Origin of the sequence: Runella limosa DSM 17973 (assembly GCF_000482465.1) — a bacterium.
Lineage (GTDB): Bacteria > Bacteroidota > Bacteroidia > Cytophagales > Spirosomataceae > Runella > Runella limosa.
Genome location: NZ_AXVJ01000055.1, coordinates 81142 through 100960, shown reverse-complemented (window position 1 = coordinate 100960; position 19819 = coordinate 81142). Strand labels below are relative to the sequence as shown.

At 43.8% G+C, this 19819-nt stretch carries 18 protein-coding genes; 4 read left to right on the top strand and 14 right to left on the bottom strand.

All coding sequences use genetic code 11. The features are described from left to right. On the top strand, positions 1–276 hold a 276-nt coding region (locus K339_RS32655; RefSeq protein ID WP_037299307.1), incomplete at its 5' end, for a transposase. 271 nt (positions 277–547) lie between these two features. On the opposite strand, the gene K339_RS37445 is transcribed toward K339_RS32655, so the two are convergent. The 10 genes from K339_RS37445 to K339_RS0105540 form a co-directional block, all read right to left on the bottom strand. Next, positions 548–706 carry a hypothetical protein gene (locus K339_RS37445; RefSeq protein ID WP_169731816.1) on the bottom strand — a complete coding sequence of 53 codons (159 nt, stop codon included), beginning with the start codon at positions 704–706 and terminating at the stop codon, positions 548–550. A gap of 4 nt (positions 707–710) precedes the next feature. Beyond that, the gene (locus K339_RS0105580) at positions 711–1238 is read right to left on the bottom strand and encodes a hypothetical protein (protein ID WP_028522734.1); all 528 of its coding nucleotides are present in this window, start codon (positions 1236–1238) and stop codon (positions 711–713) included. Between the two features lie 215 nt (positions 1239–1453). Next, positions 1454–3076, bottom strand: coding sequence for a protein kinase domain-containing protein (locus K339_RS0105575; RefSeq protein WP_157607480.1), 1623 nt, complete (start codon positions 3074–3076; stop codon positions 1454–1456). A 153-nt stretch (positions 3077–3229) separates the two neighbouring features. After that, entirely contained in the window at positions 3230–4300 is a 1071-nt protein-coding gene (locus K339_RS0105570) for a M42 family metallopeptidase (RefSeq protein ID WP_028522732.1), read from the bottom strand. Positions 4301–4400: 100 nt separating this feature from the next. Continuing rightward, positions 4401–5942 carry a hypothetical protein gene (locus tag K339_RS0105565; protein WP_028522731.1) on the bottom strand — a complete coding sequence of 514 codons (1542 nt, stop codon included), beginning with the start codon at positions 5940–5942 and terminating at the stop codon, positions 4401–4403. Beyond that, positions 5939–6709 carry a class I SAM-dependent DNA methyltransferase gene (locus K339_RS0105560; RefSeq protein ID WP_028522730.1) on the bottom strand — a complete coding sequence of 257 codons (771 nt, stop codon included), beginning with the start codon at positions 6707–6709 and terminating at the stop codon, positions 5939–5941. Before K339_RS0105560 ends, K339_RS0105565 begins: the two co-directional genes overlap by 4 nt. Before the next feature lie 20 nt (positions 6710–6729). Next, the gene (locus K339_RS0105555) at positions 6730–7662 is read right to left on the bottom strand and encodes a glycosyltransferase family 2 protein (RefSeq protein WP_028522729.1); all 933 of its coding nucleotides are present in this window, start codon (positions 7660–7662) and stop codon (positions 6730–6732) included. After that, on the bottom strand, positions 7631–8758 hold the full coding sequence (locus tag K339_RS0105550) for a DegT/DnrJ/EryC1/StrS family aminotransferase (protein ID WP_028522728.1): 1128 nt from the start codon (positions 8756–8758) through the stop codon (positions 7631–7633). The genes K339_RS0105555 and K339_RS0105550 overlap by 32 nt, the downstream gene beginning before the upstream one ends. After that, positions 8755–9120 (bottom strand): sugar 3,4-ketoisomerase, encoded by a 366-nt coding sequence (locus K339_RS0105545; protein WP_028522727.1) that lies wholly within the window; start codon positions 9118–9120, stop codon positions 8755–8757. The genes K339_RS0105550 and K339_RS0105545 overlap by 4 nt, the downstream gene beginning before the upstream one ends. Positions 9121–9291: 171 nt before the next feature. After that, on the bottom strand, positions 9292–10659 hold the full coding sequence (locus K339_RS0105540; RefSeq protein WP_028522726.1) for a Gfo/Idh/MocA family protein: 1368 nt from the start codon (positions 10657–10659) through the stop codon (positions 9292–9294). A 78-nt stretch (positions 10660–10737) separates the two neighbouring features. On the opposite strand from K339_RS0105540, the gene K339_RS0105535 reads away from it, so the two are divergent. Then, positions 10738–11436 carry a class I SAM-dependent methyltransferase gene (locus tag K339_RS0105535; protein ID WP_051397824.1) on the top strand — a complete coding sequence of 233 codons (699 nt, stop codon included), beginning with the start codon at positions 10738–10740 and terminating at the stop codon, positions 11434–11436. Here K339_RS0105535 and menD read toward each other — a convergent pair. Together menD and K339_RS0105525 are read right to left on the bottom strand one after the other, a co-directional pair. Then, positions 11433–13205, bottom strand: a complete 1773-nt coding sequence (gene menD, locus K339_RS0105530; protein ID WP_028522724.1) for a 2-succinyl-5-enolpyruvyl-6-hydroxy-3-cyclohexene-1-carboxylic-acid synthase — start codon at positions 13203–13205, stop codon at positions 11433–11435. The two genes, K339_RS0105535 and menD, sit on opposite strands and share 4 nt — an antisense overlap. Continuing rightward, positions 13202–13663, bottom strand: coding sequence for an Lrp/AsnC family transcriptional regulator (locus tag K339_RS0105525; RefSeq protein ID WP_028522723.1), 462 nt, complete (start codon positions 13661–13663; stop codon positions 13202–13204). The genes menD and K339_RS0105525 overlap by 4 nt, the downstream gene beginning before the upstream one ends. A 195-nt stretch (positions 13664–13858) precedes the next feature. On the opposite strand from K339_RS0105525, the gene ald reads away from it, so the two are divergent. Beyond that, positions 13859–14974, top strand: a complete 1116-nt coding sequence (ald, locus tag K339_RS0105520) for an alanine dehydrogenase (RefSeq protein WP_028522722.1) — start codon at positions 13859–13861, stop codon at positions 14972–14974. Between the two features lie 164 nt (positions 14975–15138). Continuing rightward, positions 15139–17865, top strand: a complete 2727-nt coding sequence (locus K339_RS35755; RefSeq protein WP_084332117.1) for a M14 family zinc carboxypeptidase — start codon at positions 15139–15141, stop codon at positions 17863–17865. Positions 17866–17992: 127 nt separating this feature from the next. Here the strand turns inward: K339_RS35755 and K339_RS0105510 are convergent, their stop codons facing one another. Further along, the gene (locus K339_RS0105510; protein WP_028522721.1) at positions 17993–18460 is read right to left on the bottom strand and encodes a pyrophosphohydrolase domain-containing protein; all 468 of its coding nucleotides are present in this window, start codon (positions 18458–18460) and stop codon (positions 17993–17995) included. A gap of 81 nt (positions 18461–18541) precedes the next feature. After that, complete coding sequence (locus K339_RS0105505) at positions 18542–19816, bottom strand: HlyD family secretion protein (RefSeq protein WP_028522720.1); 1275 nt, start codon at positions 19814–19816, stop codon at positions 18542–18544. Between the last annotated feature and the right edge of the window lie 3 nt (positions 19817–19819).

Genomic DNA, 19819 nt, shown 5'->3' with positions numbered 1-19819 from the left:
AAGCAGTCAGGAACTTCCCTAAAAAGTAGAGGCAGATTAGTTAACACTGCTTGCAAACAACTCAGGTCTATTCTCTTTTGTGCAGCTCAATCAGCAGCCAAATTTAACTTGGATTGTAAAGAACTTTATACAAGACTACTGGCTAAAGGGAAATCCAAAAAAGCCGCTAAAATGGCTGTTGCCCACAAATTGATTAGACAGGCTTTCGCTATCGTCAAAAACAATGCTGTATTTCAAAATGACTTTCAGGCTAGCAAAATTGCGCTCGCAAAATAATAGTTGCCTTGTGCTTTGTTTTTTAACACAGTTCATAACCGCAGCGGGGTTTCTCAAAACCCAGTTGCTGCAAAAAGACGCGTCAGAGACGCTGGGCCTTGTTGCCCCCGAATCACAGTTCGGGGGCAGTGCCCGTGCCTGCGGTTTCTCACAACCGCAGCGGGGTTTCTCAAAACCCAGTTGCTGCAAAAAGACGCGTCGGAGACGCTGGGCCTTGTTGCCCCCGAATCGTAGTTCGGGAGCAGCGGTGTTCGTTCTGAAGTTGTCTGTTTCAGGCTGGTTGTTTTGCTTTCGTTTTGACAACCAGCTTCTTAGCGTACTTCTCTTTATAATCTGCAATATGTTTACTGATATCTTGCCTGTCTTTCTCGGTCAGGGGTTTACTTTGAATAATAAAGTCAATACCCTTAGGTTCTTTTATAAATCCCATAGAATTATGATTTAAAATATTTTTCGACTAAAAATCTTGCTGCGTGGGTTTCAATAATCATTCGATGCCCCCCAATGTGATTAGCCCCCAAGGAAGCTTCATAATGGGCTATTAGTTTAGTCTTAGCAGTAAACGCCACGAACCCATCAAAACCGTATTGAAAAGAAAGTTTACAGGCATAAGCAACGAGGTTTCCTGCAACGCCCTCATAGAGTTTATTTTGTCCAATGTTAAAAGGTGCGTTCTCAAGCAAGTTCATGAAAATATGGTCACTTTCTTTACGAACACTCAAAACTCCCTGAATAATATCAGGATTATTTACAATCGTAAGTTTATAAACTTCATTAATATCGTCCTTCAATTCTGCTTTCCAATTGAAGTTCCAACCATTTTTCTTGGCAGTTCGTTTACTGTCTTTGAGCGTAAAGCGAGAGACTTCAGTAGGAAAACTATCTCCTGATATAGTATTTTGGATGGAGTTTGTCAGCCTATCCACAAAGAAGTCTAATAATATTTCTTCCCCTTTTTTCACTCTGTGAATTTACAAAAATTTTGAGAAACTACAAAGTCTTGAGGGGTCGTTACTTACGCCCCCGTGCCTGCGATTTCTCAAAACCCAGTTGCTGCAAAAAGACGCGTCGGAGACGCTAGGCCTTGTTGCCCCCGAATTGTAGTTCGGGGGCAGCGCCCGTGCCTGCGGTTTCTCAAAACCGCAGTTGGCATATCCAAGCAAATAGGACAGATATATTATAATCTCTTCCCGAATAATCTCCAGCACTTAGGATTTTGAAATTGCTCTATAGCATATTCTATAAAACCATCTATGGTATTTGCCTTGCGTGCGTGTATAAAAAATTGTTCATTATACAGTACCTGTATTTCACCTGTAGGCTTAAAACAAACATAATGAGGCCTAGTTAGACCATTTCTGCCAAAATAATCGCTGTCAGAGCCTTCAAACTCAAACCATAAATAGAAATTTAAATATTCATCAGAAATCGGATTATCATAGCGTTTACGATAGGAAGGTATCTCCATGCAGATAAAAGTCCTTAGCCAAAACGCAGGATCATTACCAAATTGGATTGTTAAACAGGGAAACATATAGCTTCCAAAACGGGGCCTTGTATTCTCAAATTTATACTCCAAATTTGAGAATATTTTATCAGCATATTCAGATAACCTTATATTTGTAGGTATGTGAATTTTTTCCATTAAGCTGGGAGCAAGAGAGTTTACTGCCTTGATGATAGATGTGTTTATTTTTTCTTCAAAAATTTTAATAAGCTCAAAATCAGCACCTAGCATCTCTATATTCTCCGCGCGTGCCTTTGTTTTACTAACACTCGAATCTTCCATTTCCTGCAAAATTCTTTTTGACGCTTCATCCATATTGTAATTCTCATAATTTGATGTCACTTGAATAAGTATATCTAAAAATTGTCCTGCATCTTTTGGGCTGGTCTCGGGAGTCCCTGCTATTGCAGTAACTGCTCTGATGATATTTTCATTATTTTTTGATAAACCTTTAGAATAGTTTACATATCTCCAGTGAAGAGGACGTCTCCAATAATGTTTAACATTTTTCTCAGCAACCATCCACATAAATAGCTGACTAAGATGAAAAATATCAATCCAAGTTAGTACTTTTTCTAACCAATTTCTTGCTACATCAGGACTATGCATTTCATTCCCAACAGCTTCACCCACTTCTGTGAGTCTTTCGTCTTCAGGGTCAAAAGATACTCCAAAATCAATTAGTACTGGCTCATCATCAATAACCACAATATTGGGTACTTTAATATCTCTATGTACTACTCCTTCCTTATGTAGCTTTACTAACCCATCAGCAAGATTATAGACTATTTCTTTTGCTTCGTCAAATATTCGATTGGGGTCATAATCTAATTTTTCTTTTCGCTTATGCCACCAAGTATCAAATGGCTGTCCTTGCTTTGATATGTACCAATAGTTATCACCTGAAGTAGAATGAGTCAAAATTTTGATGACATTTTTATGATAATATCTTTCGTCAGTCAAAATTTTTATTTCCCTCTTAAATCTTCTAATTTCATCTTCTGAAGGAGCATTCAAAAGTCTAAAAAAACCCAACTCTTTAGTAGCTATATTTCTTACAGCTATCCCGATGGCTTGCCCGCCACTTTTTGCATTACCTTGGGCTTTCCAGTCATCTAAACCTAATGCATCAAAATGGGCTGTTACTTTCTCTAGTAAATCTTCTTTTTTCTTATTTTCCTCATATTCCATAATAATAACTGATGTTACGCTCAGGTGTAGTATAAGCAAATAATAATAATTGTTTTTTCGTTCTTTGACAATTTGGTTTTCAAGGCTTGTAGTTGGATCCACCCTGTGCCTGCGGTTACTCACAACCGCAGCAGGGTTTCTCAAAACCCAGTTGCTGCAAAAAGACGCGTCGGAGACGCTAGGCCTTGTTGCCCCCGAATCGTAGTTCGGGGGCAGCGCCCGTGCCTGCGGTTTCTCAAAACTGCATTATATTCCTTATTTAATGTATCTAAAGTCCTCGTTTCCTTTGAGTTGAACGAGCACCTCATACATGAGGTTGATTACACTTTGCACGTCATCTTTGTGAACGGTTTCCACGGTGGTGTGCATGTATTTCAATGGCAATGAAATCAAAGCTGAGGCAACTCCTTCGGTCGCATACGCAAAAGCGTCGGTGTCCGTGCCCGTCGAGCGACTTACGGCTTGGCGTTGGAACGAAATCTTTTTGTCTTCGGCAACCCCGATTAACATGTCTAGCACGTTGTTTTGCACCGCAGGGCCGTAGCACAATACAGGCCCGCCGCCGCACTTCATGTCTCCTTGTTCTTTTTTCTTGTACATCGGCGACTGCGTATCGTGTGTTACGTCGGTACAAATCGCTAAATCTGGTTTCAAACGACGCACAATCATCTCAGCACCGCGTAAACCAATCTCTTCCTGAACCGCATTGACGATATAAAGCGTAAATGGCAACGTAATGTTGTTTTCTTTCAAACGACGCGCTACTTCCGCAATCATAAACCCACCCATGCGGTTGTCCAACGCACGCCCTACGTAGTAGCGATTGTTCATTTCAAACAAGCCATCCGAAAACGTAGCAACCGTACCCACGTGGATGCCCATTTCTTCTACTTCTTTTTTACTACTCGCTCCCACGTCGATGGTTAAGTCCGCCACTTTGGGGGCAGCTTCTTTCGCGAGGTCTCGCACGTGAATGGCAGGCCACCCAAAAACACCTTTGACAGTACCCTTTTTTGTATGAAGATTAACCCGCATTGAAGGAGCGATAAGAGCATCAGAACCTCCATTACGAATCACGTAGATGTAGCCATCTTCTGAGATGTAATTGACAAACCAAGAAATCTCGTCCGAGTGCGCTTCAATCACCACTTTATACGGCTGGTCGGGGTTGATGATACCCACGGCAGTTCCGTACGTGTCCACGAGGTAATCATCGATGTAAGGCTTCAAGTAATCAAGCCAAATTTGTTGTCCCGACGATTCAAAACCCGTCGGAGAAGCGTTGTTTAAGTAATTATAAAGGAATTCGGTGCTTTTGTCTGACATGATGTTTTATTTGCTATTTAACTCACTACTCATTTTTATAAATACAAATTTAATGAAGCGCTTGACACTCTCTCGCTGATAGGCCACTTCGATTCAAATTTCACTCTTTTTTTCGTCGGTAAAAGCGAGCGCCTTTCACTACATCTACCAACGTATAATGCTCCCTAACATATTTTGCAATGATTGGAAATTTTTCGTGGCGGTAGTTCACATTGGCAGGAACATAAATGGTTGACACGGGAGCCACCATGGCATCCATAAATAACGCGGGTTTATTTTGGTCTAAATCATCAATTAATTCGCGTTGACGGTGGGTTTGCAAGGGGCTTTCGGTATAAATCCAGTACGAGTGTGGAAGGCGATTGCCCGCTGGCAAGTGTTCATATACAAAAAAACGGTCGGCATAGCCCCAAATTGTCATTGTTTCATTGGGAAAAATATTCGCTTGTATTGCCTTGCGTATCATTGTATCTGACTTAGGCAGCTTAGGAATCGTTCCCAAAGGAAACACAACCACATTTCTGATACCTTCCAAGGCGATTGCCAAAAGGGCAACTGTCCACAAGCTAGAAAACGTTTTGGGCGAAAAGTACAGAGAGCAAAAACTCGCCAGCACGACCGAAGGAACAAACAAAAACAATAAGTAATGGTCAAACGGATTTCCTGCTTGTAAAACGGCGTACAAACTTACCAAGGCCATTCCCACCGCAAGGCCCATCACGGAGCGGGAAACGACCACGTGCCGCGAAGGAAATCGTAAAAACTGAATAACCCCTGTCGAAATTAATACAAGTTGAACTCCCCAAAAAACGCGGGTAGCGGCAGGCTGAAACACAAATCGCCCGATGGTAAGTGGACTGAAACGGTTGCTGGTTTCTAGTTTTGAATGTACGGTAGAAAATGAGTAGTAATAATAACTCCAGAAATAATCATTCCAGAATGTTTCCAGTTGGTCGTAATGATAATAATACCCGTTTACTAACAAAACAGGCAAAATTCCGCCTCCCACCAACGCCAAAAGGCGTTTCCATTGTTGGGTTTTGAGTAGAAAAAAAAGGAGAAAAAGTGCCAAAATCAACCCCATCGGAATGGTTTGAAACTTGGCAAACGGCAAAAGCCCCAGCCACACCCCCAAGAGGAAATAACACCACGAAGGATAAGTGCTGTTTTTCAGTTTAATAACCGCCCAAAAACCTACCGTCAACATCAGAATACAAACGTGTTCTGAATTGTAGGTCATAAAACCAGGCCATAAATGAAACGCTTGGAAGAGCAGCAGAGGAGCGGTAAACAAAAATGACCGTGCCGAAGAAAACCAATGTTTAAACATCAGAAAAACAAACGTCAGCGTCGCGACCCAGAGCATGACCCCAATCCCGTCGGCCAGCGCCCAATCGACTTTGATTCCTGCCATTTCGGCCACCGCCAAAGGAAGTACCGTGAGTGGGCGGCTGTCGGAATAATTGAGTAAGGTCCAAAGCGGGCGGTCAGCGTGCGCTGTACTGATGGCCGAGCTAATCCACGTACTCGTATCCACATCCAGTTCGGTTGGAATTTGATAACACCACCTAATGGCTATCAACACGAGTAAACTACTGACGAATAGGGCATTCCACCAAGTATCAGCGCGTTTTATTGTCATACTTTCTTAGGAGCCATGGTCACAAAAACCGAACTTCCGAAAGGGCCTTTACCAATGATACTTTCTTCGATTTTTACCAACCAATACAGCGTATTATTGATGAAAGACGGCGGAACTGCCACATCAGACGACTCTTTACTGAGGTCAATCCACCCCCGTTTCATCTGAAACCGTTGCCATGCCCGTACTGCCATGATAAGTGGCGATAAAAAGAAACTCCAATAGGTTGCGTAGGTCACTTCTAAATTGGCGGCTTTTGCCAACCTTTGCATGTCCTCTTTGACAAATCTTTTTTGTCCTCCCACCACCACATCGTGTACTCCCGCAAAAGCAGCGTGGGCATTGTTATTGGTAATAAAAATGCCGTTTGGGGCCAGTTTAGCCTTAATAGCGGCTAAAACATCCACAATAACTTCATCCGAAAAATACGTAAAAACGTCATTGCAGATAATAACGTCAAACTTTTTTTCGGGTTTATAAGCCGCAATTTTGGTTAGGTCAAAATACGTCACGTCCAAGCCTCTCGACTGCGAAAACTTGACGCCATCTTCCGAATAATCAAACCCTTCGATGGCCTTAAAACCTTGTTCTTTTAAATGAATCAACATTCCGCCCGTTCCGCATCCTGCATCCAAAATCGTAAGGTTTGTTGGATTCGTAAAATGTTGTTTGATACGCTCGGTTGCCTTCTGGTGCAGCACTTTGTACCACCACAATTGGCGTTCAGCGTTGAACATCCGTTCGTATTCGTCCTGTTTACCTATCATCGCAATCGCGTTAAAAATTCTTATTTTTTTATTTGCGGCTCCTTTGTAATCACCATTTTCTCCACGTACTGTGGCAAGCCGCTTTGGGCCATAAAAATACGGCCGATGTATTCCCCCACAATCCCTAAGCAGGTCAAAATCAATCCACTAAAAAAAGTAAGCAGAATGAGTACCGAATTCAAAATAAAGAACTCAGAATGAATGGCGTACAACACCAAGTCTATCAGTACTGCCAGTAGTGAGAAACCCGAAAAGGCCAAACCCGTGGCTGTCAACAACCGCAAAGGTTTGAGCGAATACCCAAACAAAATGGTCATAAAGAGCGAAGTGAGCTTACGCAAAGTATATCCCGATTCACCTTCCTCGCGGGCATTGTGCGACACCTGCACGCGTCCTACGTTACGGGTGGCTCTAAAAATCAGGCCGTCGAGGTACGGATATGGGCCTTTGTATTTGATAATTTCTTGAACGACAGCTTGATTAATCAACTTAAAACTCGACAAGTACAAATCGTTGGGTTTTTCGAGTAACCATGTAGTCACCCGATTGACCAACCAACTGCCAAAATTTCGAAACCACGAGTGTTTTTTGGTGGCATAAAATGAATATACCACGTCGTAATCGCCCTGTTGAGCCGTTTCAACGAGTTTTAAAATTTCGGTAGGAGGATTCTGGAAATCGTCGTCAATCATCACACAATAATCGCCCGAAGCATGATTCAAACCGCACATGACGGCATTGAACTCCCCTGAATTACGACGCAATGAAATAAATTTCACTTCCGAAAAACGCTTTGCTAATTCCGTACAAACTTGCTCCGAACGGTCGCGACTACCGTCGTTGACCAACACGATTTCGAGGGTAGTTCGGTCCAGCGTTTCCAGTACATGCTCAACGAGTCGATTAATCGTCTGTTCGCTGTTATAGACGGGAATGATAACCGACAGCAGCATGAGGTTGATAGACAGATTGGTTAATGACTTGAACGATATGGCGCGCCTCTTCGTCGGTTAGCGAAGGGTTCAAAGGAAGGCTAATCACTTCATTATGAATTTGTTCCGAAATGGGCAAACTCAAATGATTATATTCCGAATAGGCTTTTTGTTTGTGCGGAGGTACTGGATAATGCACCGTGGCTTGAATGCCATTCTCCATCAAATAATCAATGAATTGTTCCCGTTTGGGATGACGTACCACAAACAAATGCCACGCATCCTCGTAAAGCGTTTTGAGACTCGGAAGTACCAAATCAGGATGCTTTATTTCAGACAAATAAAAACGCGCTAGTTCGCGGCGGCGTTGGTTTTCCGTTTCTAAATACTTCAATTTCACGTTCAAAATCGCCGCTTGTAGTTCGTCCAAACGACTATTGGTTCCTACGTGGTCGTTGTAATATTTGATAGTAGAACCATAATTTCGTAAGCTAGCTATTTTACGTGCCAAGTCAGAATCGTTGGTTGTGATGGCTCCTGCATCTCCCAAAGCACCCAAGTTTTTGGTTGGGTAGAAACTAAAGGCTGCCGCATCCGACAAATTACCTGCTTTGTGACCCTGGTAAATAGCGCCATGGGCTTGGGCAGCATCTTCCACGATTTTGAGGCCGTATTTGCGCGCAATGTCCCAAATGGGTTTCATATCACAGCATTTTCCGTAGAGGTGTACGGCTAAAATGGCTTTGGTACGAGGCGTAATTTTTTCTTCAATCTTACGTGGGTCAATGTTGAATGTTTTGGGGTCTGGTTCTACCCAAATCGGAGTTAACCCTAAAGTAGTAACCGAAAGAATGGAAGCGATGTAGGTATTGGCAGGAACAATCACTTCACTTCCTGCGGGAAAATCAAAGGCTTTAAAAATCAATTCTAAGGCATTAAGTCCATTGGCAACTCCCAAACAATGAGACGTTCCACAGTACTCCGCCCAATTTTCTTCAAACGATGCCACTTCTTTTCCCAACACATACCATCCTGACTCCGCCACGCGTTGCATCGCTTCCGCTATTTCAGCCTGATACGGCTGATTTGTACGTTTAAGGTCGAGGTGAAGTATCATGGTTTTTCAAAGAAATAGTCGTTCTTATCATAGTATTGATTTGACATCACCAACAGCACCGCATCTGGCGTAAACTGATCCATAATGTGCCAATCTCCTGGATGTAAAATGAGTGCTTGCGAAGGCGAATCAAGAATATACGTATCTTCTTGTCCACTGTGACTAACCTGAACCCGACAATTTCCTGCGACCATTATTAACGCATTTGTCGCCGTAAAATGGCCATGTTTTGCACGCTCTTGGTCATCAGGCACGCCGTAGATATAAAAAACTCGTTTTATATCTCCTGGTAAAATTTTCTCAAAAACGGTCAATTTCCCTTCCTCTTCTCCGAAGGTACTTAAATCTATCAATTGGGGCATAATGGGGTAAAGTAATGCTGCTAGATTAAAAGGGCATTAAAATTCCCCTAAATAAACACAAAATTTTTGAATCTACCTTCCTGCTACCGTCGAGTGGCTAAATTTTTACCCTTGACGTAAAAAACAAAAAAGGAGCATTACTGCCCCTAAAACCATTTTTTACCTGTGTTTTTAAACCCGATTTGGGTCTGGATGCACCCACGAGCCTCGGTAGGGTCGAACCAATTTTTTTGTTGCTTCGGTATCACCTACGACCACCCGTTTTTTAGGGTCATATACCAAAGGACGCCCTAATTCCATTGACATATTGGCGAGAATACAACTAGCCGTCGAAATATGCCCTTCTTCAATATCTGCTATCGGGCGGGAATTATTCTCAATAGCGGCAATAAAATCAAGCATGTGCAGGCGCGTCGCAGGGGCGGCATTTAGCTCAATGCGCTCTTCGGTCAAATCTTCGGGATATTTTTCTTTTTCATAAATCACATCTTTATGAATTTTTTCACCCTTCCCTTGTGGAATAAAATCATACGCCATCGTACTGGCCCAAAGCGTTCCTTTTTCGCCGTAGAGCGTAAATGACCACGGATAGTCGGGATTCGCGGGGGTTCCCCACGTGCGATGTTGCCATACGCAGTTCAATTCGTCATACTCAAAAATCGCTGACTGCGTATCTGAAATATTTGATTTACCTTCTTTTTGCACATAAATCCCTCCCGACGATGTAATACGCTTAGGCCAACCCAAATGCAACATCCATCGCACGGTATCAAACATGTGAATACACATATCGCCCATGATGCCATTTCCATATTCTTTAAACGTCCGCCACCAACGAATGTGCGGCAAACCATCGTACGGACGCATTGGCGCGGGGCCTGTCCACATTTCATAGTCAAAGAAGTCGGGAACAGCTTGCACAGGTGGATTTCCGTTGTTGCGCATGTGATAATAGCAGCACATTTCTACGTGCGATATTTTCCCTAACAAACCTGCATCAACAATGTTCTTTTTGGCCTCAATCAAGTGCGGCGTACTTTTTCGCTGGGTACCTACTTGTACTACCTTCTTGTACTTACGGGCAGCCGCTACCATCGCTTCGCCTTCCATTACATCGACACTAATCGGCTTTTGTACATATACGTGCGCTCCTGCCTTAACGGCGTCAATCGCTTGCATGGCATGCCAATGGTCAGGACTGCCAATCAGCACAATATCGAGTTTGTTTTCGGCGAGCATCTTGCGGTAGTCTCCATACAAAGCAGGTGCTTTTCCTGATTTTTGGCGTTGGCTTACCAGCTTACCCGCCGCTTCTAGCATGTTTTTGTCCACATCACAAAGGGCTACTACTTCTACCGAAGCCACTTGAATAAGGCGGAACAAATCACTTTTTCCGTACCAGCCCGTACCAATCAAGGCCACACGGTACGTTTTGGCAAGATTATTCACATTCAAACCACTGGCATCTAGGGTGGATAATGCTATGGAAGCAGAAGTCCCTTGAAGAAATCGACGACGATTGAGCGTAAAATTATTCATTTGTGGAAAAGGAGCGGTTTTTTATTGGATTGCTTGTTTATTGAAATAAAGTACCGCAGGTTTTGCAATTACTGCAATATGCGTCATTTATTTGTCTATTATACCCACAACCTCCCCAAATTGATGCCCACAACCTACATCCCAGCCCTCAAATATCATTTTCTGACTCCTATCTACGACTGGTTTATCCGAGTAACCATGCCTGAAATGGAAGTCAAAAATCGTTTGATTCACCAAGCACAACTTCAGCCTAGTGACAAAGTATTAGACTTTGGCTGCGGTACTGCCACCCTGACGCTACTCATCGAAGAGCAGTGTAACAGTGGCACAGTTATTGGCTTAGATACCGACCCGCAGATATTGGCTATTGCGCGAAAGAAAATCAGTCAAAAAAAGTCAGCAATTACGTTGCTGGCATACGGAGGAACCACCTTCCCTTTCCCCGATTGTGTCTTTGATAAAGTTTTATCTTCTTGGGTATTTCATCATTTGACTACCACCCAGAAAATAACGGCTTTTAAAGAAATCAATCGGGTACTGAAACCACAGGGAGAATTGCACATTGCTGATTGGGGAAAATCAGAAACCGCACTGATGAGGTTTTTATTTTTTGTGTTACAGGTGTTTGATAATTTTTATACTACCAACGATAACGTCGAAGGAAAACTCCCCGATTTAATGCAAAAATCAGGTTTTCAAGAGGTGGAAATTCTTGGGAATCAATCCACCCTGTTTGGGACATTATCTTATTTCAAAACAGTTAAGTGCTCAAGCTAGCTCATTTTTCGATACGCCTCAAAAACGTTTCCATTCATCACGGGGTCGGTAAAAATTTCTAACAATTTGGCTTTGCCATTTTGAACCAAAAATTGCTTCCAAATGGATTCCAATGCGTCTTCCTTGACAGTGCCCGTCAAAACAGCAGCCATCATGTCTTGGTGAGTATTCGTATTATTATCCAAAGCAAAATAGGTCACGCCTGCATCTTCTGCCGCATTACGTGCCGATGTATGGTGACGCGTTTCAAAATATTGTTCCAATTCAGGTTGTGCCGATGGCCCATCAATCAATCTAAAAATATTTCCACCGTTATTATTAAAAAGTACAATGCGTAGGTTTTCAGGAAGATGTGGATGCCAAAGCGCGTTGCGATCGTAAAAAAACGAGACATCGCCCGTCAGCAAAAACACCAACTTATCGGTCATCATCGCCGAACCGACGGCCGTACTTGTGCAACCATCAATCCCACTCGTACCACGATTGGCAAACACTTCAACTTGCGTGCTTGTCCCCACTAAGTTTGCGTAACGCACGGGCATACTATTGGCCAAATGCAAGACGCAATTTTCGGGCAACGAACGCATGATAGAATCAACCAACGTAAATTCATTCCAACGCTTTTCTTGACGGAAAAACTGTGCAAGTTTCCGTTGGGCATTACGGTCGGCTTGCAACCACTTTTCGCGGTATTGAGCACGCTCCTCGCTGTCATCATCTTGATGCACAAACTGCTGGTAATCAATATCCTCCAGCAATTTTTGAAAGAAATAAACTGGCTCTACGGGCACCTGCAACGACAGGGTTTGAAAGGTATCTATCAGCTGCTCAGTGGGTTTGATGTGCCAATGGCGCGCGGGAGCAAACTTACGCAGGAACAGTTTCAGGTTTTTAGAAATAAACGAATCCCCCACGGTGATTAACAAATCAGGCTGTAAATCAGCCAATTGTTCGTGATTTTTTGGCCGCAAACACACATCATGGTGGCGAACAAAAGCATCGTCGGCAGGAATGTTTGAAATAATATCTCCCAACACGGGCACGCCCATTTCTTCGCTAAATTCTTTCAAAACCTTCCATAAAGCCGATTGGGGTGGAAGCTGTCCCACCGCAATCAGTACGCGAGATGTGTTTTCAAACTCCTCTTGCAAACGATGCCACGTTTCGGGAGAAAGGGTCGGTTGCGTTGAAAGTCGCTCGATCAATCGAACGTTGCGGTCGTAGGTAATTTTTTCATTGGCTGTGGGGTAAAACGGCTCCCGAATCGGCACATTGACGTGTACTGGCCCTTTGGGATACGTTTGAGAAAGATTTATGGCCTCGTTGAGTACGCGTTCGATGTACCAATTTGTATCGGGATGGGCATAATCCGCAGGTAATTCAAACGATTTTTTGACGTGCTTACCGTAGAGTTCATTTTGATAAATGGTTTGCCCGTCTTGTTGGTGTATCCATTCTTTGGGGCGGTCGGCGGTCAAAACCAGCAACGGTATTTCTTGAAAAAACGCCTCCACTATCGCAGGAGCAAGGTTATAAGCTGCACTGCCTGAGGTACACACCAAAGCAACCGTCTGGCCGCTGTACTGTGCCATGCCCATACCGACAAAACCCGCCACTCGTTCGTCAGGAATTACTTTTGTTTTTATGTCACGATGACGCGCAAACGCCAAGGTAAGCGCCGCACTCCTCGACCCTGGCGAAATGACTACTTGTTGAACACCTTTACGGGCGCAGAGTTCGGCAATGTTATTGATGGATTGAAGTATCATATCGGTATAGCCGTCGTACTTTTCACTTCCGACATCACAAAAAAACTGCTTATGTGCGAAATGGCTTTAAAACTGGCTAATTTTTCTTGGTAAAAGGCGTGGTAACTCTCCACGTCGGTCGCCACGATTTTAATGAGGTAATCAAACGTCCCTGACACCACACAGCACTCGACTACCTCGGGCATTTGAAGCATGGCTTCGTTAAACTCGCGAAAGTTTTCGTGCTGTTGTTTATCGAGCGTTACGTTACAATAAACCACCAAGCCCTTGTTTAGTTTTTTGCGGTTCAGAATCGTCACGTATTTTTCGATGATTCCTTCCCGTTCCAGTTTTTTGATACGGTCGTGGACGGGTGTAATAGAGAGATTGATTTGTGCCGCAATCTCTTTGATTGTCAGCTGGGCGTTGGTTTGCAGTAGCTTCAAAATTTGCAAATCGGTATCGTCGAGATGAACCATAATAAGGTGGGCGAATATTTTTCGTCTTTCAATCAAAATTCAATTCAATAATAGAAATTATTTATCTTTTTTTCGATAAATAAGTTTTATTTTCTTATTTATTTTTCAATAACAGAAAATATTTTCGTTCGCCGTAATTTTGTATCGTATTCCAAAAATCAACATTCTGACACTTATTCTAAACCAATTACGACAATGATTATCGGCGTACCTAAGGAAATCAAAAACAACGAAAACCGCGTAGCGTTGACTCCCGCAGGAGTAGCAGAATTTCGTAAAAATGGCCATCCCGTTTACATACAGTCAACGGCAGGGGTAGGTAGCGGATTTGAAGATTCGGAATACGAAAAAGCAGGAGCGATTATCCTTCCAACCATTGAAGCGGTGTACGAAATCGCCGAAATGATTGTGAAAGTAAAAGAGCCGATTGCGTCGGAATACGCCTTAATCAAAGAAAATCAATTGTTGTTTACGTACTTTCACTTTGCGTCGTCGGAGCCTCTAACGCACGCAATGATTGAACGTAACGCCGTATGTTTGGCCTACGAAACCGTAGAAAAAGCGGACCGCTCGTTACCACTTCTTGTACCTATGTCGGAAGTAGCAGGTCGGATGGCGATTCAGGAAGGTGCCAAATATTTGGAAAAACCAATGGGCGGACGCGGTATTTTGCTCGGCGGTGTAGCAGGCGTAAAACCTGCCAATGTATTGATTTTGGGCGGTGGAATTGTAGGAACTCAGGCGGCCAAAATGGCGACAGGCTTGGGCGCTAACGTGACGATTGTGGACGTAAACTTGAATCGCTTGCGTTATTTGGAAGATGTCCTTCCTGCCAATGCCGACACTGTGATGTCGAACGAGTACAACATTCGTCAATTGGTTTCACAGTCGGACCTTATCGTAGGAGCGGTATTGATTCCTGGCGCGAAGGCACCACACCTCATCACGCGCGACATGCTTTCGTTGATGAAAAAAGGAACAGTATTGGTGGACGTAGCCGTTGACCAAGGTGGATGTATTGAAACATGTACGCCGACTACGCACGAAAATCCAACGTACGAAATCGACGGTATTGTTCACTACTGCGTAGCCAACATGCCAGGTGCCGTACCTTATACTTCTACCCTTGCATTGACCAACGCGACCTTGCCGTACGCAATCCAATTGGCAAACAAAGGTTGGCAAAAAGCTTGTGCCCAAAACGAAGAATTGAAAAAAGGTCTAAACGTCGTAAACGGCAAGATTGTTTACAAAGCCGTTGCCGATGCGTGGGGCTTGGCATATACTCCCCTTGAGGAGGTACTAAATTAAGAACTGGTGGGTTAATTTTTTATAAATTGAGATTGATGTCTGAAAAGGTCGAACACAGGTTCGGCCTTTTTTATTTTATATGAATATGTATTTGGAAAAGTCATTTTTTATGACAATATTATCATCGTTTTTTACAACGTTATAAACCAAATATCTTGTCCGTTATGAAATCATTTTTATGCTTCGCCATGCTGTTTTTAGCAGCTTTCTGCACTTCTTTTGGGCAAAATCGCCTTAAATTTCACCGCATACAGGTCAACATTGACCCTTATCAATTGGAGAAACTGTTTAACGACGGTCTGGAAATTGACCACTTTAGTTTTGACAAAAAAACGCTAGTGGCCGAAATCTCCGACAACGACCTGCAGGTCTTTCGAAAACATGGAGTAAAAGTAAAGTACTTGATTGAAGACCTTGAAAAATCGTATCAAGCTTTCAATCTTAAAATGGATGAACAAAACCGCAAAATTGGCCAAATGGCCCGAACAAGTGCCGTACCAACTCCCGCTAACTTTGGTACGGGAAGTATGGGTGGTTTTTACACTTTTCAGCAGTTAGAGGCCATTCTTGACAACATGCGGGCACTCTATCCTAACCTGATTTCCTCCAAAGTTTCGATAGGAAATTCTGTGCAGAGCCGCCCCATTTACATGATCAAAATCAGTGACAATCCCGACGTAGATGAAAACGAGCCTGAGCTCATGATGAATGCCCTCCACCATGCCCGTGAACCCATGAGCCTTACCCAGCTCGTATTTTTTATGTGGCACTTACTTGAAAATTACAATACCGACCCCGAAGTCAAGACGTTACTCAATAGCTCAGAACTCTACATTTTGCCTTGCCTCAATCCCGACGGTTACGTCTATAACCAAACCACCAACCCCAACGGTGGAGGAATGTGGCGCAAAAACCGTCGGCTCAATTCGGGTGGCTCGTATGGGGTTGACCTAAACCGCAATTACGGCTATAATTATGCGCTAAACAATACAGGTTCCTCTCCCACCCAAACCTCCGAAACCTACCGAGGTACCGCCGCTTTTTCGGAACCCGAAACCAATGCCGTCAACCTGTTTTGTCAACAACATCCGTTTGTGACTACCATCAATTTTCACTCTTACGGCAATTATTTAATCTATCCTTTTGAGAGTCTCAACCCCAACAATAACCCCGAACAAGCGCTTTTTCAGCAAATTAGCACCTATTTTACCCAAGAAAATGGCTTTGTAGCAGGCAATGCCTACCAAACGGTGGGTTATACGGCCAACGGCACCGCCCCCGACTGGGAATATGGCCAGCAAACAAGCAAAGTAAAAATGTTTGGATTTACCCCCGAAGTGGGTAGTTCGTCTGACGGGTTTTGGCCTGCTTCCACGCGCATTGTTCCGTTGTGCAACAGCACCATTGACATGAACAAGAAAATTTTGCGCGTTTCAACATTCTATGCTACTGCTACCGACAATGGCCCCGCCACTTTTGCAAGTACCAGTAGTACCCTTCAGTATGCGTTCAAAAACTTTAGTCTCAAAAATGCGAGTTATACCGTTAGTGTATCGTCAACGAGCCCCTATGTTACCTCGGTAGCTGCTCCTAAAACCTATACAAACACTACCGTTGGATTTTTACAAACCCTCAATGATGGCATTGGTTTTACCATAGACCCCGCCACGCCGCTCGGCACAGCCATTACTTTCACCATTAGTGTTGATAACGGAATGCACGTTCAGCAACAAACCGTTACCAAAACTTACAACACGCCAAGCTGCTCTACTCCTTCTAGCGTCTCAGTGACTAACCTCAGTAGCTCCACCGCAACGGTTGCTTGGGCGAGTGTCAGTGGCGCCTCTTCTTATACCTTCGACTATCGCCCCGTGGGAAGCAGCACTTGGCAAAGTTCAACTTCGACCAATCTTTCTCGTGCTTTAGCGGGATTGACGTCATTTACGAATTACGAATACAGCGTCAAGGCCAATTGCCCTTCGCTTTCAAGCACAGCTGCGACCTCTACCTTTCAAACTTACTGTCCAGGCAGTAGCAGTGCTTCTAGCACCTGTTTTCCCGCCAAATGTTATTCTGACGCAGGAGGCATTGTAACGGTTGAAGCTGAAAACTACAACACGGCCGCCGCAGGGACAGGTTCGGCAGCCTCACGCTCTTGGTCGTCGTTTTCCAACTCAAGTGCTTCGGGTGGGGTAGCTATGCGCGTAACGGGAACAGGCGTAAACACAGGCACAAGCCTAAACGGCCCTCGCCTCGACTACGTACTCAATATCAGTACGCCAGGCACTTATTACATCTGGGTTCGGATGTCGGCAGGAAATAGTACCACATCCGACGACGCATTTTATGTAGGTCTCAACGGTGTTTCTGTGTCTTCTAACTTTACCAATGGTATCAATAATAATGGAGGTACGTCTTGGACGTGGGTAGGAGCCGTCAGTGCCGTTCGGGTTACGGCCAATGTCACTACCCCAGGCTACAACGTGCTCAACATCTGGATGCGCGAAGATGGCATACGCATTGATAAAATTGTGGTGACCAACAGCAGCAGTTTTACGCCCACAGGAACTGGACCTTCACAGAGCACTCCTTGCTACTCGGCCACAACTCGCTTGGCTGCCGAGGCATTGGATATAAGCACAGACGAAGATGTAAAAGCGTTTCCAAACCCTTTCCAACATACTTTAAAAGTGCAATGGAATCATGCCCCTGAGCCTGTAAAGGAACTTATACTGTATGGTATTGATGGCCGTACTATATACCAAAATGCCACACTCGATGGCCTCTCTGAACTTGAAATTGCGACTTCGCATTTGGCCGAAGGGAGTTATTTACTGCAAGTACAATTTCCGAGTCGGCGGCGCACCATTAAATTGATTAAGAAGAATTAGTTACCCCCTATAAAAAAACATGGCCCCGTTCCAATGGAACGGGGCTAATGCCAAATTACCCTACTCTATTATTATACTTAATTTGACATCAAACTCCATGCCAAACAAGTTTCTTAAACGACATAATTTATTTTTTTAATACACCTTCCAAATCAGCAGGTGAATAAAAAATAGATTTGAGCGTTTTGTTATCGGCGGTACGATACACCAAATACTTTCCTGCATCTTCGACATAATAACATTCCGTACCTTTGTCTTGGAAGTGTTTGACGGTTGCTTGGGCTTCCTCTTCGGTGTTGCAAGCTTTGCTCATATTGGAGCGCTGCACTTCATCAAACAACGCTTTGAACTGTTCTCCCAAACCAAATTCAAGCACTGCTCCCGATAATACATACTGAATATCGGCAAGTGCATCGGCCACCCCAACAATATCCTTTTCTAAAATAGCTACTTCCAATTCTTTTAACTCTTCAGCAATGAGCGCTACCCGCAGGTTGCAACGGTCTTCAGAGGGGATTTGGGGGATAGATAAGATGGGATGCTTGAAGGTACGGTGAAACTCAGCGACTTGATTGAGACAGTCTAATTTTTCCATGCTTGGGGCTCGTGTGTTGTTGACTAACGTTGCCCAAAAGTAACATTTTTTTGAGTAAGGTGGCTAACTTCTCTAAAATACCTACTCAACTAACTCGGACGTTGTTTTTTGAAACTTGCGGAACAAGTACCCAAAAATGGTACGTTCATCCGTAACAATATTGGCTTTACCTAGCATACCAATGTTGAGACGGCCGCGCAGTTTTTGTAAGTCTTCGACTTGTACCCGCACGTTGAACATCCCTTTTTCGTCGGGCGTCAGCGATACCTCTGATACGCTGCCCGTCGCTCCTCCCCACTCATACACAGGATAAGCGTCAAGCTTCATCACCACTTCTTGACCTACTTTTACTTTGCCAATTTGCGATGAATTTACCTGGGCATAGGCGTAAAGCGGCGCTTCTTCGTAAATCATTTTCAGTAAAATCGTGCTCGGTGCTACTTCTTTGTCACCCTCAAAAACAAAGGAAACTGTACCGTTGTGCTTTGCTTTTAACAATAAATGGTTGTCGGACGTCATTTCAAACGTTCCGTAGGTTCCTTTCAATCGCTGCTGTGCCGTCGAGAAACTTCCTTTGAGGCGGTCACCTTCCAGTAAATGGTCGTTGTTGTTTTTGGAAATTTGTTTTTCCAAACCACTTATTTCCAATTCTTTTGAGGCAATGTCGCGCTGGAGTAGGTTACGGTTTTCCAAATAACTTTGGTACGCTATTTCCTGGGCATTTTTGGCACGCAAGGCGTTGGTTTCGTGCTGATTAAGCTCGTTTTTACTCACATCTCCGTTTTTGTATAGTTCCTGATTTACTACAAAAAGGCGCTTCATCTCTTGGGCTTCATGGACCAATTTCTGAAAGTCAGAAGCCCACTTTTGCTCGGCGATGGCTAACTGCGATTTTTTCAACGCAATTTCTTCTCGAATCCGTTGAATATTGACTTCGATAATCTGCCGTTCATTTTGCGTTGCCACTGATTTAAACTGCTCAAAACTTTTCAAATTGGCTTGGGCAGAAGTCAGTTCTGCCGTTAGTGCGGCAATATCAGGAGCACTGATTTCGAGAATCACATCGCCTGCCTTTACTTTTTGTCCACTACGAACGTGTATGCGCTCCACATAGACCGCCGATGGAAAACGATAAATATCTTCGGTCACTTCTGATTTTAGCACAAACGGGGTTTGGATGGTATCGGGCAAAATAATCAGTGCGCCCGCCAACACGCCCGTCAGGGCAAAAATAACGACCCACCAGCCCATTCGGCTGAGGGCTTTGACGCGCAAATCGGCCACGGGCGCGTCGTCAACGTGGTACAAATCTTCGTATTGCGTGGCTTGTAAGTCTTGGAATGCAGGATTGTTCATGGC

Excerpts from the sequence above, each read along its gene's own strand:
- K339_RS0105535 (WP_051397824.1), top strand. The coding sequence starts at position 10,738 with ATGCGTCATTTATTTGTCTATTATACCCACAACCTCCCCAAATTGATG.
- K339_RS0105565 (WP_028522731.1), bottom strand. The coding sequence starts at position 5,942 with ATGACAATAAAACGCGCTGATACTTGGTGGAATGCCCTATTCGTCAGT.
- K339_RS35755 (WP_084332117.1), top strand. The coding sequence starts at position 15,139 with ATGAAATCATTTTTATGCTTCGCCATGCTGTTTTTAGCAGCTTTCTGC.
- K339_RS0105540 (WP_028522726.1), bottom strand. The coding sequence starts at position 10,659 with ATGAATAATTTTACGCTCAATCGTCGTCGATTTCTTCAAGGGACTTCT.
- K339_RS0105525 (WP_028522723.1), bottom strand. The coding sequence starts at position 13,663 with ATGGTTCATCTCGACGATACCGATTTGCAAATTTTGAAGCTACTGCAA.
- menD (WP_028522724.1), bottom strand. The coding sequence starts at position 13,205 with ATGATACTTCAATCCATCAATAACATTGCCGAACTCTGCGCCCGTAAA.
- ald (WP_028522722.1), top strand. The coding sequence starts at position 13,859 with ATGATTATCGGCGTACCTAAGGAAATCAAAAACAACGAAAACCGCGTA.
- K339_RS0105510 (WP_028522721.1), bottom strand. The coding sequence starts at position 18,460 with ATGGAAAAATTAGACTGTCTCAATCAAGTCGCTGAGTTTCACCGTACC.
- K339_RS0105570 (WP_028522732.1), bottom strand. The coding sequence starts at position 4,300 with ATGTCAGACAAAAGCACCGAATTCCTTTATAATTACTTAAACAACGCT.
- K339_RS0105560 (WP_028522730.1), bottom strand. The coding sequence starts at position 6,709 with ATGATAGGTAAACAGGACGAATACGAACGGATGTTCAACGCTGAACGC.
- K339_RS0105555 (WP_028522729.1), bottom strand. The coding sequence starts at position 7,662 with ATGCTGCTGTCGGTTATCATTCCCGTCTATAACAGCGAACAGACGATT.
- K339_RS0105550 (WP_028522728.1), bottom strand. The coding sequence starts at position 8,758 with ATGATACTTCACCTCGACCTTAAACGTACAAATCAGCCGTATCAGGCT.
- K339_RS0105545 (WP_028522727.1), bottom strand. The coding sequence starts at position 9,120 with ATGCCCCAATTGATAGATTTAAGTACCTTCGGAGAAGAGGAAGGGAAA.
- K339_RS37445 (WP_169731816.1), bottom strand. The coding sequence starts at position 706 with ATGGGATTTATAAAAGAACCTAAGGGTATTGACTTTATTATTCAAAGT.
- K339_RS0105505 (WP_028522720.1), bottom strand. The coding sequence starts at position 19,816 with ATGAACAATCCTGCATTCCAAGACTTACAAGCCACGCAATACGAAGAT.